The organism is Paenibacillus qinlingensis, from assembly GCF_013204845.1.
Lineage (GTDB): Bacteria > Bacillota > Bacilli > Paenibacillales > NBRC-103111 > Paenibacillus_E > Paenibacillus_E qinlingensis.
Window position 1 is genome coordinate 531,668 of the sequence record NZ_JABMKY010000004.1, and the last position, 17,771, is coordinate 549,438.

Consider the following 17,771-nt stretch of genomic DNA (forward strand, 5'->3'; position numbering starts at 1 on the left):
CCAATGTGGATATATGAGAAAAAGTTGCAATACCCGGTCAAGGTAAGCAAATGTGATCCGCGGATGGCCAAACTGCTTCTTGAGCAGTATGGAGGAGCAGATGGGGAACTCGCTGCAGCACTGCGCTATTTGAACCAGCGTTATTCGATTCCGGATAAGGTTGTGGGTTTGTTGACGGACATAGGCACGGAAGAATTTGCTCATCTCGAAATGATCGCTACAATGGTCTATAAGCTGACGAAGGACGCGACGCTAGAGCAAATGAAGGCGGCAGGATTGGATGATCACTACGTAGCCCATGATCGTGGGCTCTTCTATCAGAGCGCCGGAGGTATCCCCTGGACAGCAGCTTACATACAAGCCAAAGGAGATCCGATCGCTGATCTTTACGAGGATATAGCCGCAGAGGAAAAAGCGAGAGCGACTTACCAATGGTTAATTGATTTGACCGACGATGTGGATTTGCAGGATAGTTTGAAGTTCCTGCGGGAACGAGAGATTGTGCATTCCTTGCGGTTTAGAGAGGCAGTCGAGATACTGAAGGCGGATCGGGTGGAGAAGAAGATTTATTAAGGAGCGGCGGTACATGTACCGCATCCATAGAAAGAGGGCCACCTCAAAGTAGTTATCGCTACTTTGAGGTGGCCCTCTACTGCGTTAGTCAGATTTCTCCGAACTAAAACGAGGATTACGTATAGGAATGGACAAATAGTCCGAAATTACCGAACTATTTACCTATTTTTCTTGAAGCAGGGTTCTTTGTGGCGATTCAGTTAGGAAATTTCGGACTAAATATGACTGAATGATGTGGCTAATGAGATTAATTCGGCAAATTCGGACTAATCGGGTTGTCGTAAGTGTAAGGAGTCACAAACGAAGCAGACAACCACGATTAAGCTTCTTTTATCGCCACGCCGTGCACCCAAACCTGCTCGAGCTCAAGCTCTGAGCTGATCAGCAACAAGTCGGCGTGCTTGCCTTCGGCAATCGAGCCGTGCGTCGCTTCAAGGCCGAGCAGTCTCGCCGGATTGCCGCTCCCGTAGCGGCTCGCGTCTGCGACGCTGGCACCGACCTCACGCACCATAAACCGGAGCGCATCGATCATCGTCAGCGTACTGCCGGCGAGCGCGCCGCCCTCCGTCAGCCGGGCAACGCCCGCCTGAACGGTCACGGCTTGGCCGCCAAGGTCGTACTGCCCGTCGCCGAGCCCGGCGGCGGACATGGCGTCCGTGATCAGCAGCAAGCCATGCGGCTGCTTCACCATCGTCAGCAGCTTAATCGCTGCTGGATGCACGTGGATCCCATCGGCGATCACCTCGCCGCTGATGCGTGCGTCGGTGAGCACAGCACCGACGGTCCCTGGCTCGCGATGATGCAGCGGCTTCATCGCGTTGAAGGTGTGCACCGCATGCGAGAGCCCCACCGCCACTGCCGACTGAATGTCGGCGTAAGAGGCGTCCGTGTGGCCGCATGCGGCAACGATACCTTGATCGCGCAGCCACGCGATCATCTCATGGCCTCCCTCGCGCTCGGGGGCCAACGTCAACTGCTGCATGAGCTGAGGGAACCGCTCATGCCAATCTTTCAGCCAATCAAGCTGTGGCGTGACCATGAGGTTCGGATCTTGAGCGCCCGCCCACTTCGGCGAAATGAACGGACCTTCCAAATGCACACCAAGCAGCTGAGCATAAGGCATGCCCTGTTCCATATAGTTGTGCACTTCAACGAGCACACGATCTATGGCCTCACGCGTTGCTGTCATCGTCGTAGCCAGCATGCCCGTTGTGCCATGCGCAGCATGATAACGCGTAATCGTATCCAATGTTTCCGAATTGGCATCCATGAAATCAGCGCCGTATCCACCATGCACATGAACGTCAATGAAACCAGGCAGCAACCATTTACCATCTGCTTCTATGCGAACCACATTTGGACTAGCAGTGTCCTGCCAACCAGATGCTTCACCTACGTAAGCTAATTTGCCATCAACCACATGAACCAATCCATTTTCAATTATGCCTTGTTCCGTGACAACCTTGGCACCTGAGATGAGAAGTTCGCTCATTCGAACAACCTCCCAGCCTCAGCGTCAAGCAGAACAACTAGGTGAGGATGTGTCTGCAGTAGTGTGGCAGGAATTTCAGTAGTAATAGGTCCCGTTAGAGCACGATGTACGATTTCGGCTTTATCAGCGCCACGTACGATTAAGAGAATTGTTTTGGCTTTCAGAATGGTACCAACGCCCATCGTCAAGGCATGTGTAGGCACATCTTGAATGGAATCGAAGTATCGCGCATTGGCTTCACGTGTTTCTTCTTTTAATTCAACACGGTGTGTTCCACTAATTAAGGAATCGTCAGGCTCATTAAAGCCGATATGACCATTGTGGCCTAGGCCTAGAATTTGTAAATCAATTTGCTTCGCATCGTCGAGAAGTTGATTGAATCGCTCACACTCAGCTTCCAAATCAGATGCATTACCATTTGGGATATGAGCGGCTTCCGCAGGAAGATCAATATGAGCAAATAAATGCTGTTGCATGTATGCATGATAACTTTCAGAATGATCCTCAGGTAAGCCAACGTATTCATCCAGATTAAAAGTCGTAACTTGTTTAAAACTAACGCGGCCCTTCTCGTAGGCTTTCACGAGTTCTTCGTAAATACCAACCGGTGTGCCGCCTGTGGCTAAACCGAGAACAGCTTTGGGCTGCATTTGAACCAGGGAAGTTATAATACCTGCACCTGCTTCGTTAAGTTCTTGTTGATTCTGGAAAATATGAAGGTTCATATTCATTATTCCTCGCTTTCATGGATGTAAGTAGTTAAAGTGATAAGTAAGGTACAAGTGACTATTTACAAATAGTTCATTTTATTTTGCATGAAAATTACATTTTTTGATCAAATTATTCTCATTTCAATCATAACTGAAATTATTAAGATCGGCAATAACCATTTTTCCATCATTCTACATTGACTTACATGGGTATGTTTGCCATTCTTAACATAGATCATTACAACTATTTTATACATATAAAGGAGTAAGAACATGACCACTCGGGGACAACTGCCAGATGCGATGCTTTTTGATTTGGATGGGACGTTATTTCAAACAGAAACTTTACTATTACCAGCATACCATGCGACTTTCGACGAGCTTCGAGCCAAAGGAATATATGAAGGGGAGACACCGCCTGAAGAGCGAATTCTGGGTGCGTTAGGCATGCTCCTTGAACAAATTTGGATGCGTGTTATGCCAGAGTCAACTGTTGCTGTACATCAGGAAGCTGATAAGTTATTGATCAAATACCAGGTAGAGGGACTTCAAGAGGGCCGAGGCGTATTATACGAGGGTGTGGCAGAAACCTTGCAGACCTTGCATACCAAGGGCGTTCGTCTATTTGTAGCCAGTAATGGGTTAGAAGATTATGTCAAACAAGTCATCACGGAGATGGGGCTAGCTCATCTGTTCGAAGGCTTATACAGTGCAGGAGAGTACCAAACGCGATCCAAGGTTGATTTAGTCCAAATTTTGCTCGAAAAACACGGCATTCAGTCCGCTTGGATGGTTGGAGATCGCTCGTCAGACGTAGAAGCGGGACTTCGCAATAATCTTACAGTTGTGGCATGCGACTATGCTGGCTTTCGAGAAGCTGGTGAGCTTGAAGGTGCACATATCCGAATTGGACGATTTGCTGAGCTGCTGGACTACATTTCCTAATTCTCGCTGGCCTGTCGCAAAGCGAGACCCTTGGGCATACACTGTAGCACATTGAGAGATAAAGGTGCTGATCAGAATGCCTTCTTTTGTAGGGATATTCAATATTATAAGGAATGAAGGAAACCTGATTAACGGTGACACGTGTATCATTGCTCCGACGAGTGCCTCCAAAACATACACAGGTGCTGGCGGAGGAATCACTGGCGACTTCTCGATTTCTGGGACTGTATTCAGTGCGACAATAACAGTAGACCCTGACGTGATTGAAGCAGGGGCGAATAAGACAGCAACGGGGACCTAAGCGAGTCTAGTTGCACATGGAAATGGCCGATTCAATCTCACCATACGTGGAGAGATGAATCGGTCTTTTCTTTTTGGAGAAGCCTATTGACACTGGCAAGCATACTTATTTATTATTAACATATGAGCAATCATTCATATATAAATGTGAGTATCGAGTGTGCAACTGGGGAGGGAATGCCATGCATCAGCATGATTCGAAAAAGGAACACGCATGTGGACATGACCATGGGGAAGAGAAAGGTCATGAGCATCATGACCATGAGGACCACGCTCAGCATGAAGCTGGGCATCACGGACATCGCCACGACCATGATCATGGCCACGGGCATCACCATGGCCATCATCATGGGCATTCGGGCAATAAGCAAGGGTTGCTGATCGCACTGGGTATAACGGCAAGTATCATGGTGCTTGAACTGGTTGGCGGACTCTGGACGAATAGTTTGGCACTGCTATCGGACTCTGGTCACATGCTAAGCGATGCGGGTGCGTTAGCATTGAGCCTCTTAGCGCTATGGTTTACAGCGAAGCCTAGCTCAGCTCGTTTATCTTTTGGATTTCACCGTATTGAAATATTAGCAGCACTTTTTAACGCGGTGACGTTATTCGTCATTGCCGGACTTATTATATGGGAAGCGATTGAACGATTCCTCCATCCTGCTGCCGTTGCTAGCGGGTCCATGATGCTGATCGCGTGCATTGGACTTATCGCCAATTTGTTAAGTGCTTGGTCACTCATGCGTAAGGGCGATGTACATGGTAATCTGAATTTACGCAGTGCTTATCTGCATATCTTAGGCGATGCGTTAGGTTCTGTAGGCGCGATTATAGCGGGTGCTGTGATGCTGCTGTTTGGCTGGTATGTAGCAGATCCAATTATTAGCATCGTCGTGTCTCTACTTATTTTAAGAGGCGCCTGGGGCGTCCTGAAATCTACTCTTCATATCTTGATGGAAGGAACGCCAAGTTCTGTTTCGATGGACTCTGTTAAACAAGTTTTAGAAGGAATTGAGGGTGTTATTGACGTTCATGACTTGCATGTGTGGACGATTACTTCGGGTATAGAAGCCATGAGTTGTCATCTGCTGATTAAGGACGATCGAGATAGCCAAGATATTCTGCAGCAAGGAATTACCGTTATTGAGAAACAGTTTGGCATTACACACGCGACCATACAAATCGAGAAATCAACGATTAACCATCAAACTCTACCGGTATAAAATAGGTGAAATAGAGGATGAGCACATTGAGCAAATTTTTGTACAAACGATGGGGTATCTAGGGCAAGAATAAAGCGAAGTAAACCCAAAAAACAAGCGTTCACCCAGCAAGGTGATTCGCTTGTTTTTTCTTGATGATTTATTATTCAGGCTTATCATCGGGAACTTTTTTTTGCCGCAGCATCCATAGCGCATATTCTAGAGGCCGTGTTACGGCCTTCTGGTAGGTGGCGTGCTGACCGATCCTGCGAAATACTTCCCGTGAAGGCTTCGGATTCACTTCGAGAAGCCAGACATTGCCTTTGGGATCTACGGCGATGTCCATCCCCAATTCACACAGCTTGCCGAATTTGACCTCCAAATAGTCGGCTAGCTTATAGGCAAAATCGTTCATCTCATCTTTGATATTTGCAATTTTCTCTTGAGAGGAGAAGCGATATCCTAATAAGCGATCCTGCGTTACAGCCGTGCCGCCACCGTGAAGATTGGAGGTAATACTGCGATGAGGGCCAATTCTCCCTGCGCACCCCGTCACTTCCCATGCGCCTTGACCATTTTTCTGAATAAGCAGCCGATAGTCATGAACACGACCATCATTCAGTGTCAGATGGATCCCTTGCTGAACGACATAGTCGGGGCTCAAATTCAGCGTATGCAGCTTGATGGCCAACTGTTTTTCATTTGCTCTGAAGGGGGCTATGATTGAACGAAATTGATTTCTGCCTTGTAATAAATAGAGATCAGGTGAAATTTGTTCAATTCGAAGAATTCCTCTTCCTCCAGTGCCATTCTTCGGTTTCACATAGATGAGCTTATGTTTCTTTAGAAACCTCATCAGCTCGTGGATGGTGCTGTAGCGAACGGTTGATGGGAGATAAGGGCGAATGGCACTGCTTTGGGAGAGAGTCTGATGCATTGACCATTTATTAGCCAGCGGTTTGCTCAAATAAATGAGCTTGGCATGGCGGTTGCGGAAAGCTTGAAGCATATGATAATTCGCCGCGGCTCTATAGCGGCAGCGATCATAGATAATGGGAGGTAACGTTGTATACTTCCGAAGCCATCTTCCGCGACTGGAATCAAATGTGAGAGTTCGCACGGCATTTCCCTGTACATCCGCCGGAGTAAACACCTCGACTTGAACGCCTAGCCGTTGGCCTTCCTTGCTAAGCCTCTTGAAATAAGCCAGTTCCTCAAGTCGTGAGTTGTTTAAATAAATAGCGAGTACGCCTAGTCGTTCTTGAGCCAAGCATAATCACCTTCTTCTCCGAGTATTGATCAAATGCAGACTGTATTGAATAATCCGTTGGAGTGATTTCTGGCGGATTCGAGGTTCATCAAATTTCATTGGTTTCGAATTCGCTTCGAAAAACCAGATATGTCCTGACGTGTCAACTCCGATATCCATGGACATTTCACCAAGCGGATTTCCAGATGATTTCTCTATTTGTGTAGCTAATGTCACGACCGCTTGACGAACCCGTTTTAGAATATTTTTGGCTTCATTGGGCCCAAAAACATAGGCAAGCAACTTCCTTGGTTCGTCAATTGAGCCTCCGCGCGGAACGTGTGTAGTTATGCTGGCTTTACCAGCTACTCGGGCGCCAATCCCAGAGACACTCCATTCTCCTCTGGCAGTTTTCTGGACTAATGCGCGCAGATCGTAAGCACGTTCTTTGAATCTGGTTAGCGCTATCCCTTGTTGGACGATATAATCTTGGCCACCGCTATGACGCTCCCATTCCTGCCAGATGTCCTCCGAGCCGTTATGATAACTGTAGACCATTTTCTTGTCATGAAGGCGACTAAGACGGTATTGTCCATTGCTTCCCTTGGTACTAACACGATCTATACGCATAATGCCCATTCCGGCTTTACCTTTAACTGGCTTCAAATAGAGAACAGGGTGCTTCTGTAATAATTGGGTGAGATCAGATACCTCATTCATTTGCAGGGTGTCCGGCATGAACGCCTTACTTTCTTTGGCACTATTTAACCAACTGAATAATGTCCATTTGTTAAAAAAGGAAGGATTGAATAAATGAATGCTGGTGCTGCGTTTACAAGCCTGAATGGTTTGCTGGACTTCAGGTCTCATTTCCATTTTTCGGTAAGGGATGCGGTTGTAAACAACTTGCGGAGAGGGAACGAGTTCCCTGCTCCATTTGTTAGCACTTGGACGAAAGCGATATCCGTACATTTCAGAATTTGAAATGCTAAAGTCCTTGGTAGTCACGACATAAACGTCCAGACCATAGCGCTCACCTGTTTTAATCAGGTCTAGAAAGTTATCTAAATTTCCGCGAAATACACGGGAACTGTCTTTCACTGTAAGGATAGCGAGTGTTGGTTTAGGAGCTCTCTCATGAAGGGTAAAACCCATTAGTTTTCCCTCCTTGAGCGAAAACGGCTCAAATAAAGACAATGCTCATACACGCTTTGAAGGGTGGCCGTGTCTCCTTCTTTCAGCGAAGGATGCTTGAAAATAGATCGACCAGGCTTCGCATTAGCTTCAAACATCCACACTTTTTCATTTTGATCAATTCCAATATCGAAGCCTAACTCTCCGAGCAAATGATTATAATTATTTTCAATGCCTTGTGCGAGTTTAATCGCCGTTTCCTTGGCATTATCAAGAATTTGTTCCCCGCGTGACCCATAAACTAGTCGAAGAACCTGTTCAGGTGTCATGAGCTGCCCACCGTTTCGGATATGCGTTGTGACACTGCCTTTACCCGATTTCTTAGCCCCGATCGCTGCAACAACCCATTGGTTATTGCCGTTTTTCGTTAAGTGGAAGCGGAAGTCAATCGGACAATTATCAATTTCGATGAGTCGAATTCCTTGTTGGGCGACATAGCTTGCTAAACGACCGCGTCCTGTTCCCAGCATTTGCATCAAGCCTTCGAATTTGGAATAACGAATCAGGACATTTTTATTCCCTTTTCGGAAGCGGACGAAATAACCACGCTTCGGATTATAGGTAACACGATATATGCCAATACCTAGGCTGCCTGCTGTTGGTTTTAAGTAAATAAATTTATGTTTATCTAGCATTTCTTTAATTTGTTCGGCAGTGGGATTTATTCGGGATTCAGGTACGAAGCGAAAGGCTTCGTCACCATCTAACATTTTGTAAACATCCCATTTATCAAAGAAGCTCCAGTTAAAAATCGGAATGCCTCGTTGCACGAAGCGATTTTTAAATCCCTCCATGCCTGCGGATTTCTCAGCTTTACGGCTGGAAAGTCGATTGTAAATCACATCTGGAAGCGGGAAGGTTTTACGCATCCAACCGCCACCTTCTTTGGGAATAATGCCAGAAACGGTCTCTTGTATCCAATTGACACTCTTAGGGCTGAAAGCGAAGCTGAAAGAGCGTTGTGAGCCCGTGTTGATGACTTGACGTATGAAACCTGTTTTGGAACCGAATGGCGATGTACCGCTTTCCACATTGGTTAATACACCAATAAGTGGACCGATGCGAAGCTCTTTATTGTTGGTATTCACGACTAACACATTCCCAGTGCGAGGAATACGCAAGGAGGCCATTAGGGAAAGTGGGATGTACATATGCTGACCACTTTTTTTGATCAAACGGACCGGTAACGAAGTACCTTTACTCCCAACCTTTACAGTAATGGATTTAGTTCCGGTTAACCGTAAAGCTTTGGCGAGATCACTCGTTAAGTAGACCGATCTATCTGTTCGTTGTACGGCGTGGAGCATACACGATGTCAAACTCATTAGGTTACCCTCCTAAACTTGTTGCCCTACGGGGCTTTCCGTGTCAAAACAAGCAGATATGACGTTCTGCCCCCATGAGCACGTTCAAACAAAGCTTAGCTACTTTCAGCTCAGCTGTTTGTTCAACAAAAATCCAGCATAGTGGATTGGATTTGCAATTGATTTTGAACGAGCACGCTCGTTATGCAAACGGGTGAAAATCGTTCGACCCGGCTTTGAATTCACTTCAAGAATCCATACGCGTCCGCTGCTATCAATGCCGAAATCAATACCTAGCTCTGCTAGTCGACCATGATAGGACTCGAGGACAGTCGGAATACGTTTAGAGAGCTTGGCTATGGTGTCTATCAGCTGATCGGACTTCATCTCTCCAAATTCGCGAGTTAGATACGCATTGACATCTTCGGCAGTGCCTCCGCCATGCAGATTGGAAGTGATGCTTCCAGGCTTTCCGACGCGTACGGCCATGCCCGTATGTTCCCAGTTTCCTCGACCGTTTTTCTGGACAAGAGACCGTATGTCATAGGACATCCCGTTCATGGAATAGAGTTGTAAATACTGTTGAAGGAGGTATGGGCGGGAACCTATTCCTTGCTTCAGCCATTGCCAGCAAGCTGACCACTCCTGAAACTCTCCTGAAATGGGATGATTCCGTCCATCCCGTCCTTGTAGTTGATACAGGGAACCCTCTTTGTGAATGTGAATCGCACCTTTGCCTTGACTCCCGCCTTGAGGCTTTAAGAATGCGTCAGAATGGTTCTGCAACCAACTTTCAAGTTGATGTCCGCTTCGGAGTCGATTGGTCTCTGGCAAGTAGGGCAGTAAGGCAGGATCCTTCTGCAGAATCAGCCCCACTTCCCACTTTCCGCCAAGACCGTAGCCAAGGAAACGAATCGTAGGGATCTCACGCAGCTTGCGTACATGATATTGATAGGTGAGATAACTATGTTTATTGCTGAAGAAGCAGCGATCATAGATGAGAGAGGGAAGGGGGAACAGCTTGGTAATCCATGCTAACTGTACCCGATCATACATATAGCCTCTTACCATCTCTTGCATCCAATCGATGCGATTTGGTGAGAAAACAAACACATCGATCCCTTGGCTAGCGCCATGTGTCGTCAGATTCTGATAAAAACTCGAGCTTGCAAAGGGAAGATCTCGGTTCAGTTCGGTAACCATGATGCCTAGCAAGGGTCGCTGTGTTCGCAATCTCATATTTCACCTCAATCTCAATACTTCGCTAAATACCGAGCGTATTTAACTAAAGTTCTTACAGAAGGTCTAATTTTATTTTTATTGTTGTCAGTATTAAGTGCTGTATTATCATCCTTAGAGGGCTTGGAGTTAACTTCGAGCAGCCATACTCTACCTGATCGATCAACAGCAAGATCAATCCCTAATTCACCGAAATGACTTTGGATTTGGGTCTCGATCCCTTTGGCAATATCTAATGAGGATTTGCGTAGTTTCCGAATAATTGTGGCGCGCGTAGGAGAGGAGAAGCCAGCTTTGGCTAATGCTTCAGGAACCGTTGAGAGGGTTCCACCGCGTGCAAGGTTAGAGACAAAGTGCTGACTGCCTGCAATCCGACCTACAATCGATGTGATCTCCCATTCCCCTTTTTCTCCGCGTTGAACAAGTGCTCGGAAATCAATTGGATTTCCCTCAGCAGTAATCAGATCAAGTCCTTGCTGGATTTGATAACGTTGTGTCTTGAGTTTCCCGGAAATGGACTGAAAAACGGCAAGAAGAGAAGGGAACGTTTGTCTGCGGACTCCTGCAAGGCTAGTTGAATGAGCCGTATACGCTTCGCCAAGGCCTTCTTTGCGGATACGAATAATGCCATTGCCCAGACTTCCTGTAATTGGTTTAAGAAATAGCGCATTATGGCGTGCTGCCATAGATTTCAGCATTTGAAAGTTTTTGAAAAGATGAGACTCAGGCAAGTAGCTATGCAGCGTGCTATCTTTCCGTAAAGCATCGAAAACCTCTGTTTTATTCAAATATTTCTCGTTAAAAATTTCAGTGCCATATCGCGACTTGACATCCTTCATGAACTGTTGAACATTGGGCATGTTCTCGTACTTGCGTGAGGTGAGACGATTGTAGATGACATTTGGAATCGGGAACGTTTTTTTACTCCAAGTACCATTGGCATAAGAATAAGCAGAAAGTGATTGTGGGTTGGCATGCATTTCTTTGGGTGGAAAGAAACACACACTCGCTCCTACATGAACACAAGCATCGGTCAATTCTTTACAAAAAGTGGTGATAGGACCAAAAGGACGACTAGGGGAACTCGCGTTCACGCGGCTAATCATAACTCCAATTAAGGGTCCAATCGACATTGTATTCGAAGTTGGCTTATAGTTGATGGTAAGCCGAGCCCCTTGATGAAGACCGATCTTAGATGCAAGCGCAGGGTCGACACGGAGGCTATTCGGTACAGCAGCTGTGACCACTTTAACATCCTGCTGATAGGAGCCGAATCGCATGTTAATCATTTGATTGGATGGAACTTTCCATTTTCTTGCAATGGCTTCACTTAGAACAACGGTCCGATCATCCAAAAAGATGCTGGTGCTTTGAATGGTTACGCCAACTTTCGATCTGGTCAATAGTGAACACTCCTTCCAGCATGAGAAAATCCCTATCGAGGCCATTCAAGGACGATCGACCGCTATTCTCCCCTACAAAGTGACGAGAATCTTCGAAGCAAAGTCAGTCCGCACCGAGTGTGAGATCTCGGTCGGATTCAGCTTCTTCGATGAGAGTTATGCATTACTTTGTGGGGGCCCCGGGAAAGGAGAGATTTTGGCCTTGGACCAAAGATCCCTATATCTGGTAGATTTTATTTCCAACAAGAAAGCAGCTTCGTTAACCGAAAGCGAATACTTTCTTATCTGGTCACAACAGTATTGCTGTTTATGCAAAGTAAACTACTCCATCATATGAGGACATATTTCCCTTTGTGCCTAGGCTTCGGGAGGAAAGCGCCCATTCTTCAAACATAACTTCATGGAGTTTTCAGCTAATTTTTAGGGCTTACTCAGGAATTTAGGTCCTTAACCGCGTATAATGAGCTTAGATTCTTATTCATAGAGATAGGATGGGTTAGGTATGAAAGCATCCTCAAAATGGACCAAATGGCAGATTGGACTAGTTAGTGCGATGATTGTTGTCTATTTGTTTCAGGAAGTTAAAGAGAGCCCTGAATTTCTTACGGCTGTGCGAGAAGCATCGAATGCCAAGTTAAATACGACACCTGTGATTGCGCAGAAAAAGCAAGAGTTACAATCGTCAGATACGTTTAGTCGAAATTCAAATAATAGGACGGAGCGCAGTGAAAGCAGCCGAGACCAGATTAGTCGCACGGATGACTCTTCCTCGCAATCACTTCCACAATCGCAACAGCAGAATCAGACCAAGACCCACACGAGAAGTCACGCATCCTAGCGCGAGTCTGGACAGGAGAGGTTGGCTATATGTTACGTGATTTTGCATTTCGTGCGATGAATTCATACATACAAGTCTTACTGGAATCAGAAACACCATCTGCTGAGCTTGAAATCCCAGTGTTGGATGGATTTGCAATTGCGGAGCAACAGTTTAGTCGATTTCTTCCGGCAAGTGAGTGCTCATATCTCAATGCGAGAAGCGGGCAGCTAAGTTTTGTATCTGACAGCATGCTGGAAGTGCTTGAACTAGCAAGGCATTATCAGGAACAAACGGATGGTGCTTTCGATATTTGTGTTGGACAAGCGATGGAACGGGCTGGATATCGACAATCCTTTGAGAGCATACAGGAACGAATAATGGAGCTTGAGCAACCGGATCTTCCCCCACACGGAAGGTTGGCGTTGCAAGTGGATCCTTGGATGAAATCAATTCGCATTTTAGCTGGTCACAAAGTGGATTTTGGTGGAATTGTGAAAAGCTGGACGGCACAGCATGTTGCGAATCGTCTGCAAACAGATTGGCTAGTACGTAGAGGCTTCATTAATGCTGGTGGAGATGTTCGGGTATGGGGAGGGGCTGCAGAGAATGAGCCTTGGTGTATTGGGATTGCCAATCCCTTCGAAACGGATCCAACCAAGGAAGTTACACTTCAATTACGAACAGGTGCTGTAGCTACTTCCAGCATATTGCGTAGACGTTGGCTAACGAACGCAGGAGAAATGCATCACCTTATCGATACACGTACGATGCGGCCAAGCCTGTCATCCGTTGTGCAGTGCACAGTTGTTGGCCAAGACTTGGTAGCCTGTGAAGTGTGGGCCAAAGTGTTGTGCGTGCTCGGGATGGAGGAAGGAATCCCCCTCTTTCAACGTAGATCACAAGGCCTGGAAGCACTGATATATACCTCCGTTGGTGATGTGTTTCAAGTAAAGCCGCTACTCGGCAGCCTGGAGCATTCCTGGACAGGTTTGAAAGGAGAAGGAAGCTTATGATTCATTTCTTAATTGAACTGCCTACCTGGATGCTCATTCGAACGTTTGGTATTCTTTCTTACCTAACCTTGTTCATGGGTATGGCGGTCGGTATCACCTATAGCTATCCTCAGATCAAAGGGCACAAGAAAGGCCAACTGCTCCGCTGGCATACCTATGCGAATGTAACGGGAATGTGCTTCGCCCTCTTGCACACGGTTCTTCTCATTATAGATACTTTCATGCCTTTCGACTGGGCGGAACTGTTAATCCCTTTTTCAGCTAAAAATAATCCAGTACTGAACGGCTTGGGTACAATTGCCATGTATGGTCTACTCCTTGTACTATTTACAACAGATATTCGACATAAGTTGAAAAGAAAGCTATGGCTCGCCCTTCACATGTTGTCGTATCCCATATTTGCATTGTCCTTGCTGCATGGGATCTTCTTAGGGACAGATAGTAAACAAGGCTGGGCTGCCACGATGTACATCGCAACCGCGATCATTTTAGTCGGTTTAACGTTGGTTAGATTTCAATTGTTGTCACGTAAACGTCAAGTTAAGGTAAGGCAAACCAAACAGATGTAACACAGAGTTCCAATTCCATGCGATTGGGGCTCTTTTGCGTATTCCCATGTTGCGAAACATGTCGAAAATGTCTATAGTTAAAATGCGTGTTCAAAAAGTCTAGCTCTCAGCATTGAGAAGATTGAAAGAAGATTTTGAATAACCTCTTATATGGTATTTATGATGAAATGAGGATAGTAAACTCACATGGCAAAAGCAAAGATTACGGAGCTTGATATTGTCAGGGCCATTTCCATCTTGGCTGTAGTTCTGATTCATGTAACGGCAGACTGGACAGTGGATCCAGCTTTGAAAGGCAGCAGCACGCAGCTGTTTATTTTATTTCTGAACAAAATAAGTTATTTTGCTGTTCCCGTCTTTATTTTTTTGAGCGGCATCGTGCTGTTCTATATTTATGCAGATAATTGGAGCGCTAAGCAAGCAGGTATATTCTATTGGAAACGTGTTCGACAAGTGCTCGTCCCCTATATCGTTTGGTCCTTTTTCTACTATATATATAATCCATGGTTATGGACGCCTGGGCATCCAATTAAAGTAGATCTGAAGGTATTTCTCGAGCAGTTAAAATGGGCGGATTCCGGCTATCATTTATATTTTATGATCATTATTGTGCAGTTCTACCTGCTGTTTCCTTTGCTCGTATGGGCTGTTAGGAATGCAGCATGGTTTCGTAAAACACTGGCGTTGTGGGGGTTAGCGGTTCAGTTTGGTGTTTATATCTATAGTCACTGGATTGGTCCTATCAGTCATAAACCTGAGCTGTGTATTACCTATTTCGGTTACTTCCTTATTGGTGGAGCCATCGGGATGAATTACGGCAATTTCCGCGCTTGGCTAGATCGCAACAAAGGGTGGGTGATTCCATCCTCAATCTTGAGTGGTTTGGTGTACACGGGGCTATATTTGTTAGCTTCTAGAGGCTACTCCTTTGAAAATACGTGGTATGAGATCGCTTGGCTGTTGTATAACCTTGGCATCGGCGTGAGCATGATCTGGATGGCTAAGGAACTCTTAATGAGGTTGAAGCGCGTGGCGAAGTTTTTCGTCTCGCTGGGGTTGGTTTCCTTCGGCGTGTACCTCATGCATCCCGCCTTACTTTCCTTATGGAAATATAAAGTTCACATGCCGGGATCCATTCTACTATTTAATGTCTATAATGGCATCGTGTTTGTCTTGATTGTGGCGATACCTTGGATCTTAACTTTGCTGTATCGGAAGGGAAGAAAGATACTGTTGAAGTGAGGTAGGAGTAACTCTGAGCACCTGCTCCTATGAGCAAAACCTTGCAACAGCATTAGGAAACTAACCCGGCAAAATGGCTCCCGCTAAACTGCGTAAAATGCAGCTATGGTGGGAGTTTTTTCGTGGTAAGGGGAGAGGCGTGCTAGAACTGGCATCAGGAGCATTAGGAGCATTAGGAGCATTAGGAGCATTAGGAGCATTAGGAACTGGCAGAGGTTCTGGGCTGCGCAGAATCCGTTGAGCACGCGAGGGAGTATCATTAGTGGGGACCAATTGCCGAGCCTCCCGGACGAGTACCATGAACTAGCATAGCTTCCACGTCGCGAATTACCGCCGAGCGCTGACTTCACGAAACTGCACCTGCTTCAGGTTTCACAAATAAACAAGCAAAATTGCGAAAAGGCATCTTTGATAAGTGTTTTTCCTTGGCAATAGGAGATAAGTGCAAATAGGCACTTATTTTTGGTTATCTCGTAAAAAAATCATGTTTTTATGCGAAAAGGATGCTTATTTGCAACAATTTACTAGTTTTGAGCAGGAATGCGCTGAAAAGGTTGCTCTATTGCATTTTTGGTCTGCATTTTATCTATTTCTTCAGCCTCCCCGCGCCAATCCAGGCCCGTAATATTAGATACAGCCTCGCATCCCAACAATCTCGAACACTAGCTACATGCCCGCATCCCAACAATCTCGAACACTAGCTACATGCCCGCATCCCAACAATCTCCAACATTAGCTACATCCTCGTATCCCAAGAATCTCAAACACTAGCTAAAGCCCAGCACCACAACAATCCCAAGCACTAGCTAAAGCCCAGCACCACAACAATCCCAAACACTAGCTAAAGCCCAGCACCACAACAATTCCGAACACTAGCTAAAGCCCGGCACCACAACAATCCCAAGCACTAGCTAGATGCCCCGCATCCCAACAATCTCAAGCACTAGCTAAAGCCCAGCACCACAACAATCCCGAACTTCCGAACACTAGCTATATGCCCCGCATCTCAACAATCTCGAAACACTAGCTAAAGCCCAGCACCACAACAATCCCGAGCACTAGCTACATGTCTGCATCCCAACAATCCCGAACACTAGCTACATGCCCGCACTACAATAATCCCGAACACAAGCCCCAGCCCCATTAGTTACAAGCCAATGTCTACATGAGCATCCTCCTCCTCACCCGACCTCAGTTTCTGCTACCACCCCAACGCCAGCCTCAGCTTCTGAAAGCCAAAACTGATTAGCAATTGAATATCACGCCATTTTCAAGGATACTAAGAGAAAATAGATAGAGGAGTGGACACCATTCATGAATGCAATCATTAATCTACTAAAAAGTCATCGTTCCATTCGTAAATTTACGAATGAGCCCGTAAGTGTCGAGCAACGCGAGGCGATTATTCAGGCTGCTCAAGCTGCCTCCACTTCGAGCAATATGCAAGCTTACAGCATCATCCATGTAACGGATGCTGACCTCAAGAGCCAGCTAGCCGAGCTAGCTGGCAATCAAGCTTACGTCAGCGAGTGCCCGCTGTTCCTCGTGTGGTGCGCAGACCTGCACCGCTACGCGGAGGCGGTCCACCAACACGTGGACACGCCAATCACTGGCAATGCTGAGAATCTCATCATTGCCACGGTCGAGGCTGCATTAGCTGCGCAAAATGCAGCGATCGCCGCCGAGTCTCTCGGCCTCGGCGTCTGCTACATCGGCGGGCTGCGCAATAAGCCCGCGGAAGTATCCGAGCTGCTGGGCCTGCCCCAGCTCGTGTACCCGATCTTCGGCATGTGCATTGGCATGCCGGATCAAGAGCCGCTGCTACGCCCGCGGCTCCCGCTTGAAGCCGTGTACCACGAGAATCGGTACACGCTCAACCAAGCCGCGGTCGAGGCCTACGACGAGACGCTCCGCGACTACATGAACGTGCGTACTGACGGCAAAGTCGATACGACTTGGTCCAAGGAAATGGTTGCGAAAGCACAGCGTCCAAGGAAGCATATGAAAGCCTTTCTGAGCAGCCAAGGATACGAAGTCGAATAAACTTGGCCGTACGGCGTCCACGCATTCATAACTCGACGACTTGTCTCATACAATGGAAGCAGGTAGAGGTAGGTTCGAGGTTATTTTGAATGAAAGGCGTGTGATTCCGTTGAAAGGTTTCAAAAATGTGGTGTACATGAGTTTGGCAGTCGGCATGTTATTTTATTCCATTCCCCAATTAAATTTTCGTGAAGTGGGCTCCTTACCGATGATTTTTAGTGTCATCTGGCTTGTCATGGCCTTGCTCATCATTGCCTCACATTTGCATCAAATCCTTGGTGTAGACGAAGAGAAACGCAAGCAACAAATCCGAATCAACCGGATGAAGAAATGGCAGATGGAACAGCTTGTACAAGGCAGACGCAAGCTTCTTCAATTCCGCAAGTAAGCGAAGAATGAGCTAAACTTTGACTTCGAACATATGTTTGGTATAATGACTATGAAGCATCCAATCCAATAGGGTTGGATGCTTT

At 46.5% G+C, this 17,771-nt stretch carries 18 protein-coding genes; 11 read left to right on the forward strand and 7 right to left on the reverse strand.

What is annotated here, in order from left to right; all coding sequences use genetic code 11:
- Positions 1-3: 3 nt before the first annotated feature.
- Positions 4-573 (forward strand): manganese catalase family protein, encoded by a 570-nt coding sequence (locus HQN88_RS11885; protein ID WP_173111391.1) that lies wholly within the window; start codon positions 4-6, stop codon positions 571-573.
- Positions 574-892: 319 nt separating this feature from the next.
- On the opposite strand, the gene nagA is transcribed toward HQN88_RS11885, so the two are convergent.
- Both nagA and nagB read right to left on the reverse strand, forming a co-directional pair.
- Positions 893-2,065, reverse strand: coding sequence for an N-acetylglucosamine-6-phosphate deacetylase (nagA, locus tag HQN88_RS11890; RefSeq protein ID WP_173111395.1), 1,173 nt, complete (start codon positions 2,063-2,065; stop codon positions 893-895).
- Positions 2,062-2,790, reverse strand: coding sequence for a glucosamine-6-phosphate deaminase (nagB, locus tag HQN88_RS11895; protein WP_173111399.1), 729 nt, complete (start codon positions 2,788-2,790; stop codon positions 2,062-2,064). The genes nagA and nagB overlap by 4 nt, the downstream gene beginning before the upstream one ends.
- 258 nt (positions 2,791-3,048) lie before the next feature.
- Here nagB and HQN88_RS11900 point away from each other — a divergent pair, with 258 nt between their 5' ends.
- From HQN88_RS11900 to HQN88_RS11910, 3 genes are all read left to right on the forward strand, one after another.
- Positions 3,049-3,720: an HAD family hydrolase gene (locus HQN88_RS11900; RefSeq protein ID WP_173111402.1), complete on the forward strand. Its 672-nt coding sequence runs from the start codon at positions 3,049-3,051 to the stop codon at positions 3,718-3,720.
- Positions 3,721-3,796: 76 nt separating this feature from the next.
- On the forward strand, positions 3,797-4,021 hold the full coding sequence (locus HQN88_RS11905; protein WP_173111405.1) for a spore germination protein: 225 nt from the start codon (positions 3,797-3,799) through the stop codon (positions 4,019-4,021).
- A gap of 181 nt (positions 4,022-4,202) precedes the next feature.
- Entirely contained in the window at positions 4,203-5,243 is a 1,041-nt protein-coding gene (locus HQN88_RS11910; protein WP_173111408.1) for a cation diffusion facilitator family transporter, read from the forward strand.
- A 142-nt stretch (positions 5,244-5,385) separates the two neighbouring features.
- On the opposite strand, the gene HQN88_RS11915 is transcribed toward HQN88_RS11910, so the two are convergent.
- From HQN88_RS11915 to HQN88_RS11935, 5 genes are all read right to left on the reverse strand, one after another.
- Positions 5,386-6,492, reverse strand: coding sequence for a YheC/YheD family endospore coat-associated protein (locus tag HQN88_RS11915; RefSeq protein ID WP_173111411.1), 1,107 nt, complete (start codon positions 6,490-6,492; stop codon positions 5,386-5,388).
- 6 nt (positions 6,493-6,498) lie between these two features.
- Positions 6,499-7,626 carry a YheC/YheD family endospore coat-associated protein gene (locus tag HQN88_RS11920; RefSeq protein ID WP_173111414.1) on the reverse strand — a complete coding sequence of 376 codons (1,128 nt, stop codon included), beginning with the start codon at positions 7,624-7,626 and terminating at the stop codon, positions 6,499-6,501.
- Positions 7,626-8,990 carry a YheC/YheD family endospore coat-associated protein gene (locus HQN88_RS11925; RefSeq protein WP_173111417.1) on the reverse strand — a complete coding sequence of 455 codons (1,365 nt, stop codon included), beginning with the start codon at positions 8,988-8,990 and terminating at the stop codon, positions 7,626-7,628. Before HQN88_RS11925 ends, HQN88_RS11920 begins: the two co-directional genes overlap by 1 nt.
- A 105-nt stretch (positions 8,991-9,095) precedes the next feature.
- Positions 9,096-10,202, reverse strand: coding sequence for a YheC/YheD family endospore coat-associated protein (locus HQN88_RS11930; RefSeq protein WP_173111421.1), 1,107 nt, complete (start codon positions 10,200-10,202; stop codon positions 9,096-9,098).
- Positions 10,203-10,222: 20 nt separating this feature from the next.
- Positions 10,223-11,611: a YheC/YheD family endospore coat-associated protein gene (locus HQN88_RS11935; RefSeq protein ID WP_173111424.1), complete on the reverse strand. Its 1,389-nt coding sequence runs from the start codon at positions 11,609-11,611 to the stop codon at positions 10,223-10,225.
- A 502-nt stretch (positions 11,612-12,113) separates the two neighbouring features.
- Between HQN88_RS11935 and HQN88_RS11940 the strand changes: the two genes are divergently transcribed.
- From HQN88_RS11940 to HQN88_RS11970, 7 genes are all read left to right on the forward strand, one after another.
- Positions 12,114-12,449, forward strand: coding sequence for a hypothetical protein (locus HQN88_RS11940; protein WP_173111427.1), 336 nt, complete (start codon positions 12,114-12,116; stop codon positions 12,447-12,449).
- A 29-nt stretch (positions 12,450-12,478) separates the two neighbouring features.
- Positions 12,479-13,444 (forward strand): FAD:protein FMN transferase, encoded by a 966-nt coding sequence (locus HQN88_RS11945; RefSeq protein ID WP_173111430.1) that lies wholly within the window; start codon positions 12,479-12,481, stop codon positions 13,442-13,444.
- Entirely contained in the window at positions 13,441-14,013 is a 573-nt protein-coding gene (locus HQN88_RS11950; RefSeq protein WP_246320173.1) for a ferric reductase-like transmembrane domain-containing protein, read from the forward strand. The genes HQN88_RS11945 and HQN88_RS11950 overlap by 4 nt, the downstream gene beginning before the upstream one ends.
- A gap of 186 nt (positions 14,014-14,199) precedes the next feature.
- The gene (locus HQN88_RS11955; RefSeq protein ID WP_173111433.1) at positions 14,200-15,255 is read left to right on the forward strand and encodes an acyltransferase; all 1,056 of its coding nucleotides are present in this window, start codon (positions 14,200-14,202) and stop codon (positions 15,253-15,255) included.
- A gap of 73 nt (positions 15,256-15,328) precedes the next feature.
- On the forward strand, positions 15,329-15,496 hold the full coding sequence (locus tag HQN88_RS11960) for a hypothetical protein (protein WP_173111436.1): 168 nt from the start codon (positions 15,329-15,331) through the stop codon (positions 15,494-15,496).
- A gap of 1,073 nt (positions 15,497-16,569) precedes the next feature.
- Entirely contained in the window at positions 16,570-17,298 is a 729-nt protein-coding gene (gene nfsA, locus HQN88_RS11965; protein WP_173111439.1) for an oxygen-insensitive NADPH nitroreductase, read from the forward strand.
- Positions 17,299-17,398: 100 nt separating this feature from the next.
- Entirely contained in the window at positions 17,399-17,686 is a 288-nt protein-coding gene (locus HQN88_RS11970; RefSeq protein WP_274318810.1) for a hypothetical protein, read from the forward strand.
- Positions 17,687-17,771 lie beyond the last annotated feature (85 nt).

Coding starts and splice junctions, on each gene's coding strand:
- nfsA (WP_173111439.1), top strand. CDS start 16,570: ATGAATGCAATCATTAATCTACTAAAAAGTCATCGTTCCATTCGTAAA.
- nagB (WP_173111399.1), bottom strand. CDS start 2,790: ATGAACCTTCATATTTTCCAGAATCAACAAGAACTTAACGAAGCAGGT.
- HQN88_RS11905 (WP_173111405.1), top strand. CDS start 3,797: ATGCCTTCTTTTGTAGGGATATTCAATATTATAAGGAATGAAGGAAAC.
- HQN88_RS11925 (WP_173111417.1), bottom strand. CDS start 8,990: ATGAGTTTGACATCGTGTATGCTCCACGCCGTACAACGAACAGATAGA.
- HQN88_RS11885 (WP_173111391.1), top strand. CDS start 4: ATGTGGATATATGAGAAAAAGTTGCAATACCCGGTCAAGGTAAGCAAA.
- HQN88_RS11910 (WP_173111408.1), top strand. CDS start 4,203: ATGCATCAGCATGATTCGAAAAAGGAACACGCATGTGGACATGACCAT.
- HQN88_RS11955 (WP_173111433.1), top strand. CDS start 14,200: ATGGCAAAAGCAAAGATTACGGAGCTTGATATTGTCAGGGCCATTTCC.
- HQN88_RS11900 (WP_173111402.1), top strand. CDS start 3,049: ATGACCACTCGGGGACAACTGCCAGATGCGATGCTTTTTGATTTGGAT.
- HQN88_RS11950 (WP_246320173.1), top strand. CDS start 13,441: ATGATTCATTTCTTAATTGAACTGCCTACCTGGATGCTCATTCGAACG.
- HQN88_RS11920 (WP_173111414.1), bottom strand. CDS start 7,626: ATGGGTTTTACCCTTCATGAGAGAGCTCCTAAACCAACACTCGCTATC.
- HQN88_RS11960 (WP_173111436.1), top strand. CDS start 15,329: ATGGCTCCCGCTAAACTGCGTAAAATGCAGCTATGGTGGGAGTTTTTT.
- HQN88_RS11940 (WP_173111427.1), top strand. CDS start 12,114: ATGAAAGCATCCTCAAAATGGACCAAATGGCAGATTGGACTAGTTAGT.
- nagA (WP_173111395.1), bottom strand. CDS start 2,065: ATGAGCGAACTTCTCATCTCAGGTGCCAAGGTTGTCACGGAACAAGGC.
- HQN88_RS11945 (WP_173111430.1), top strand. CDS start 12,479: ATGTTACGTGATTTTGCATTTCGTGCGATGAATTCATACATACAAGTC.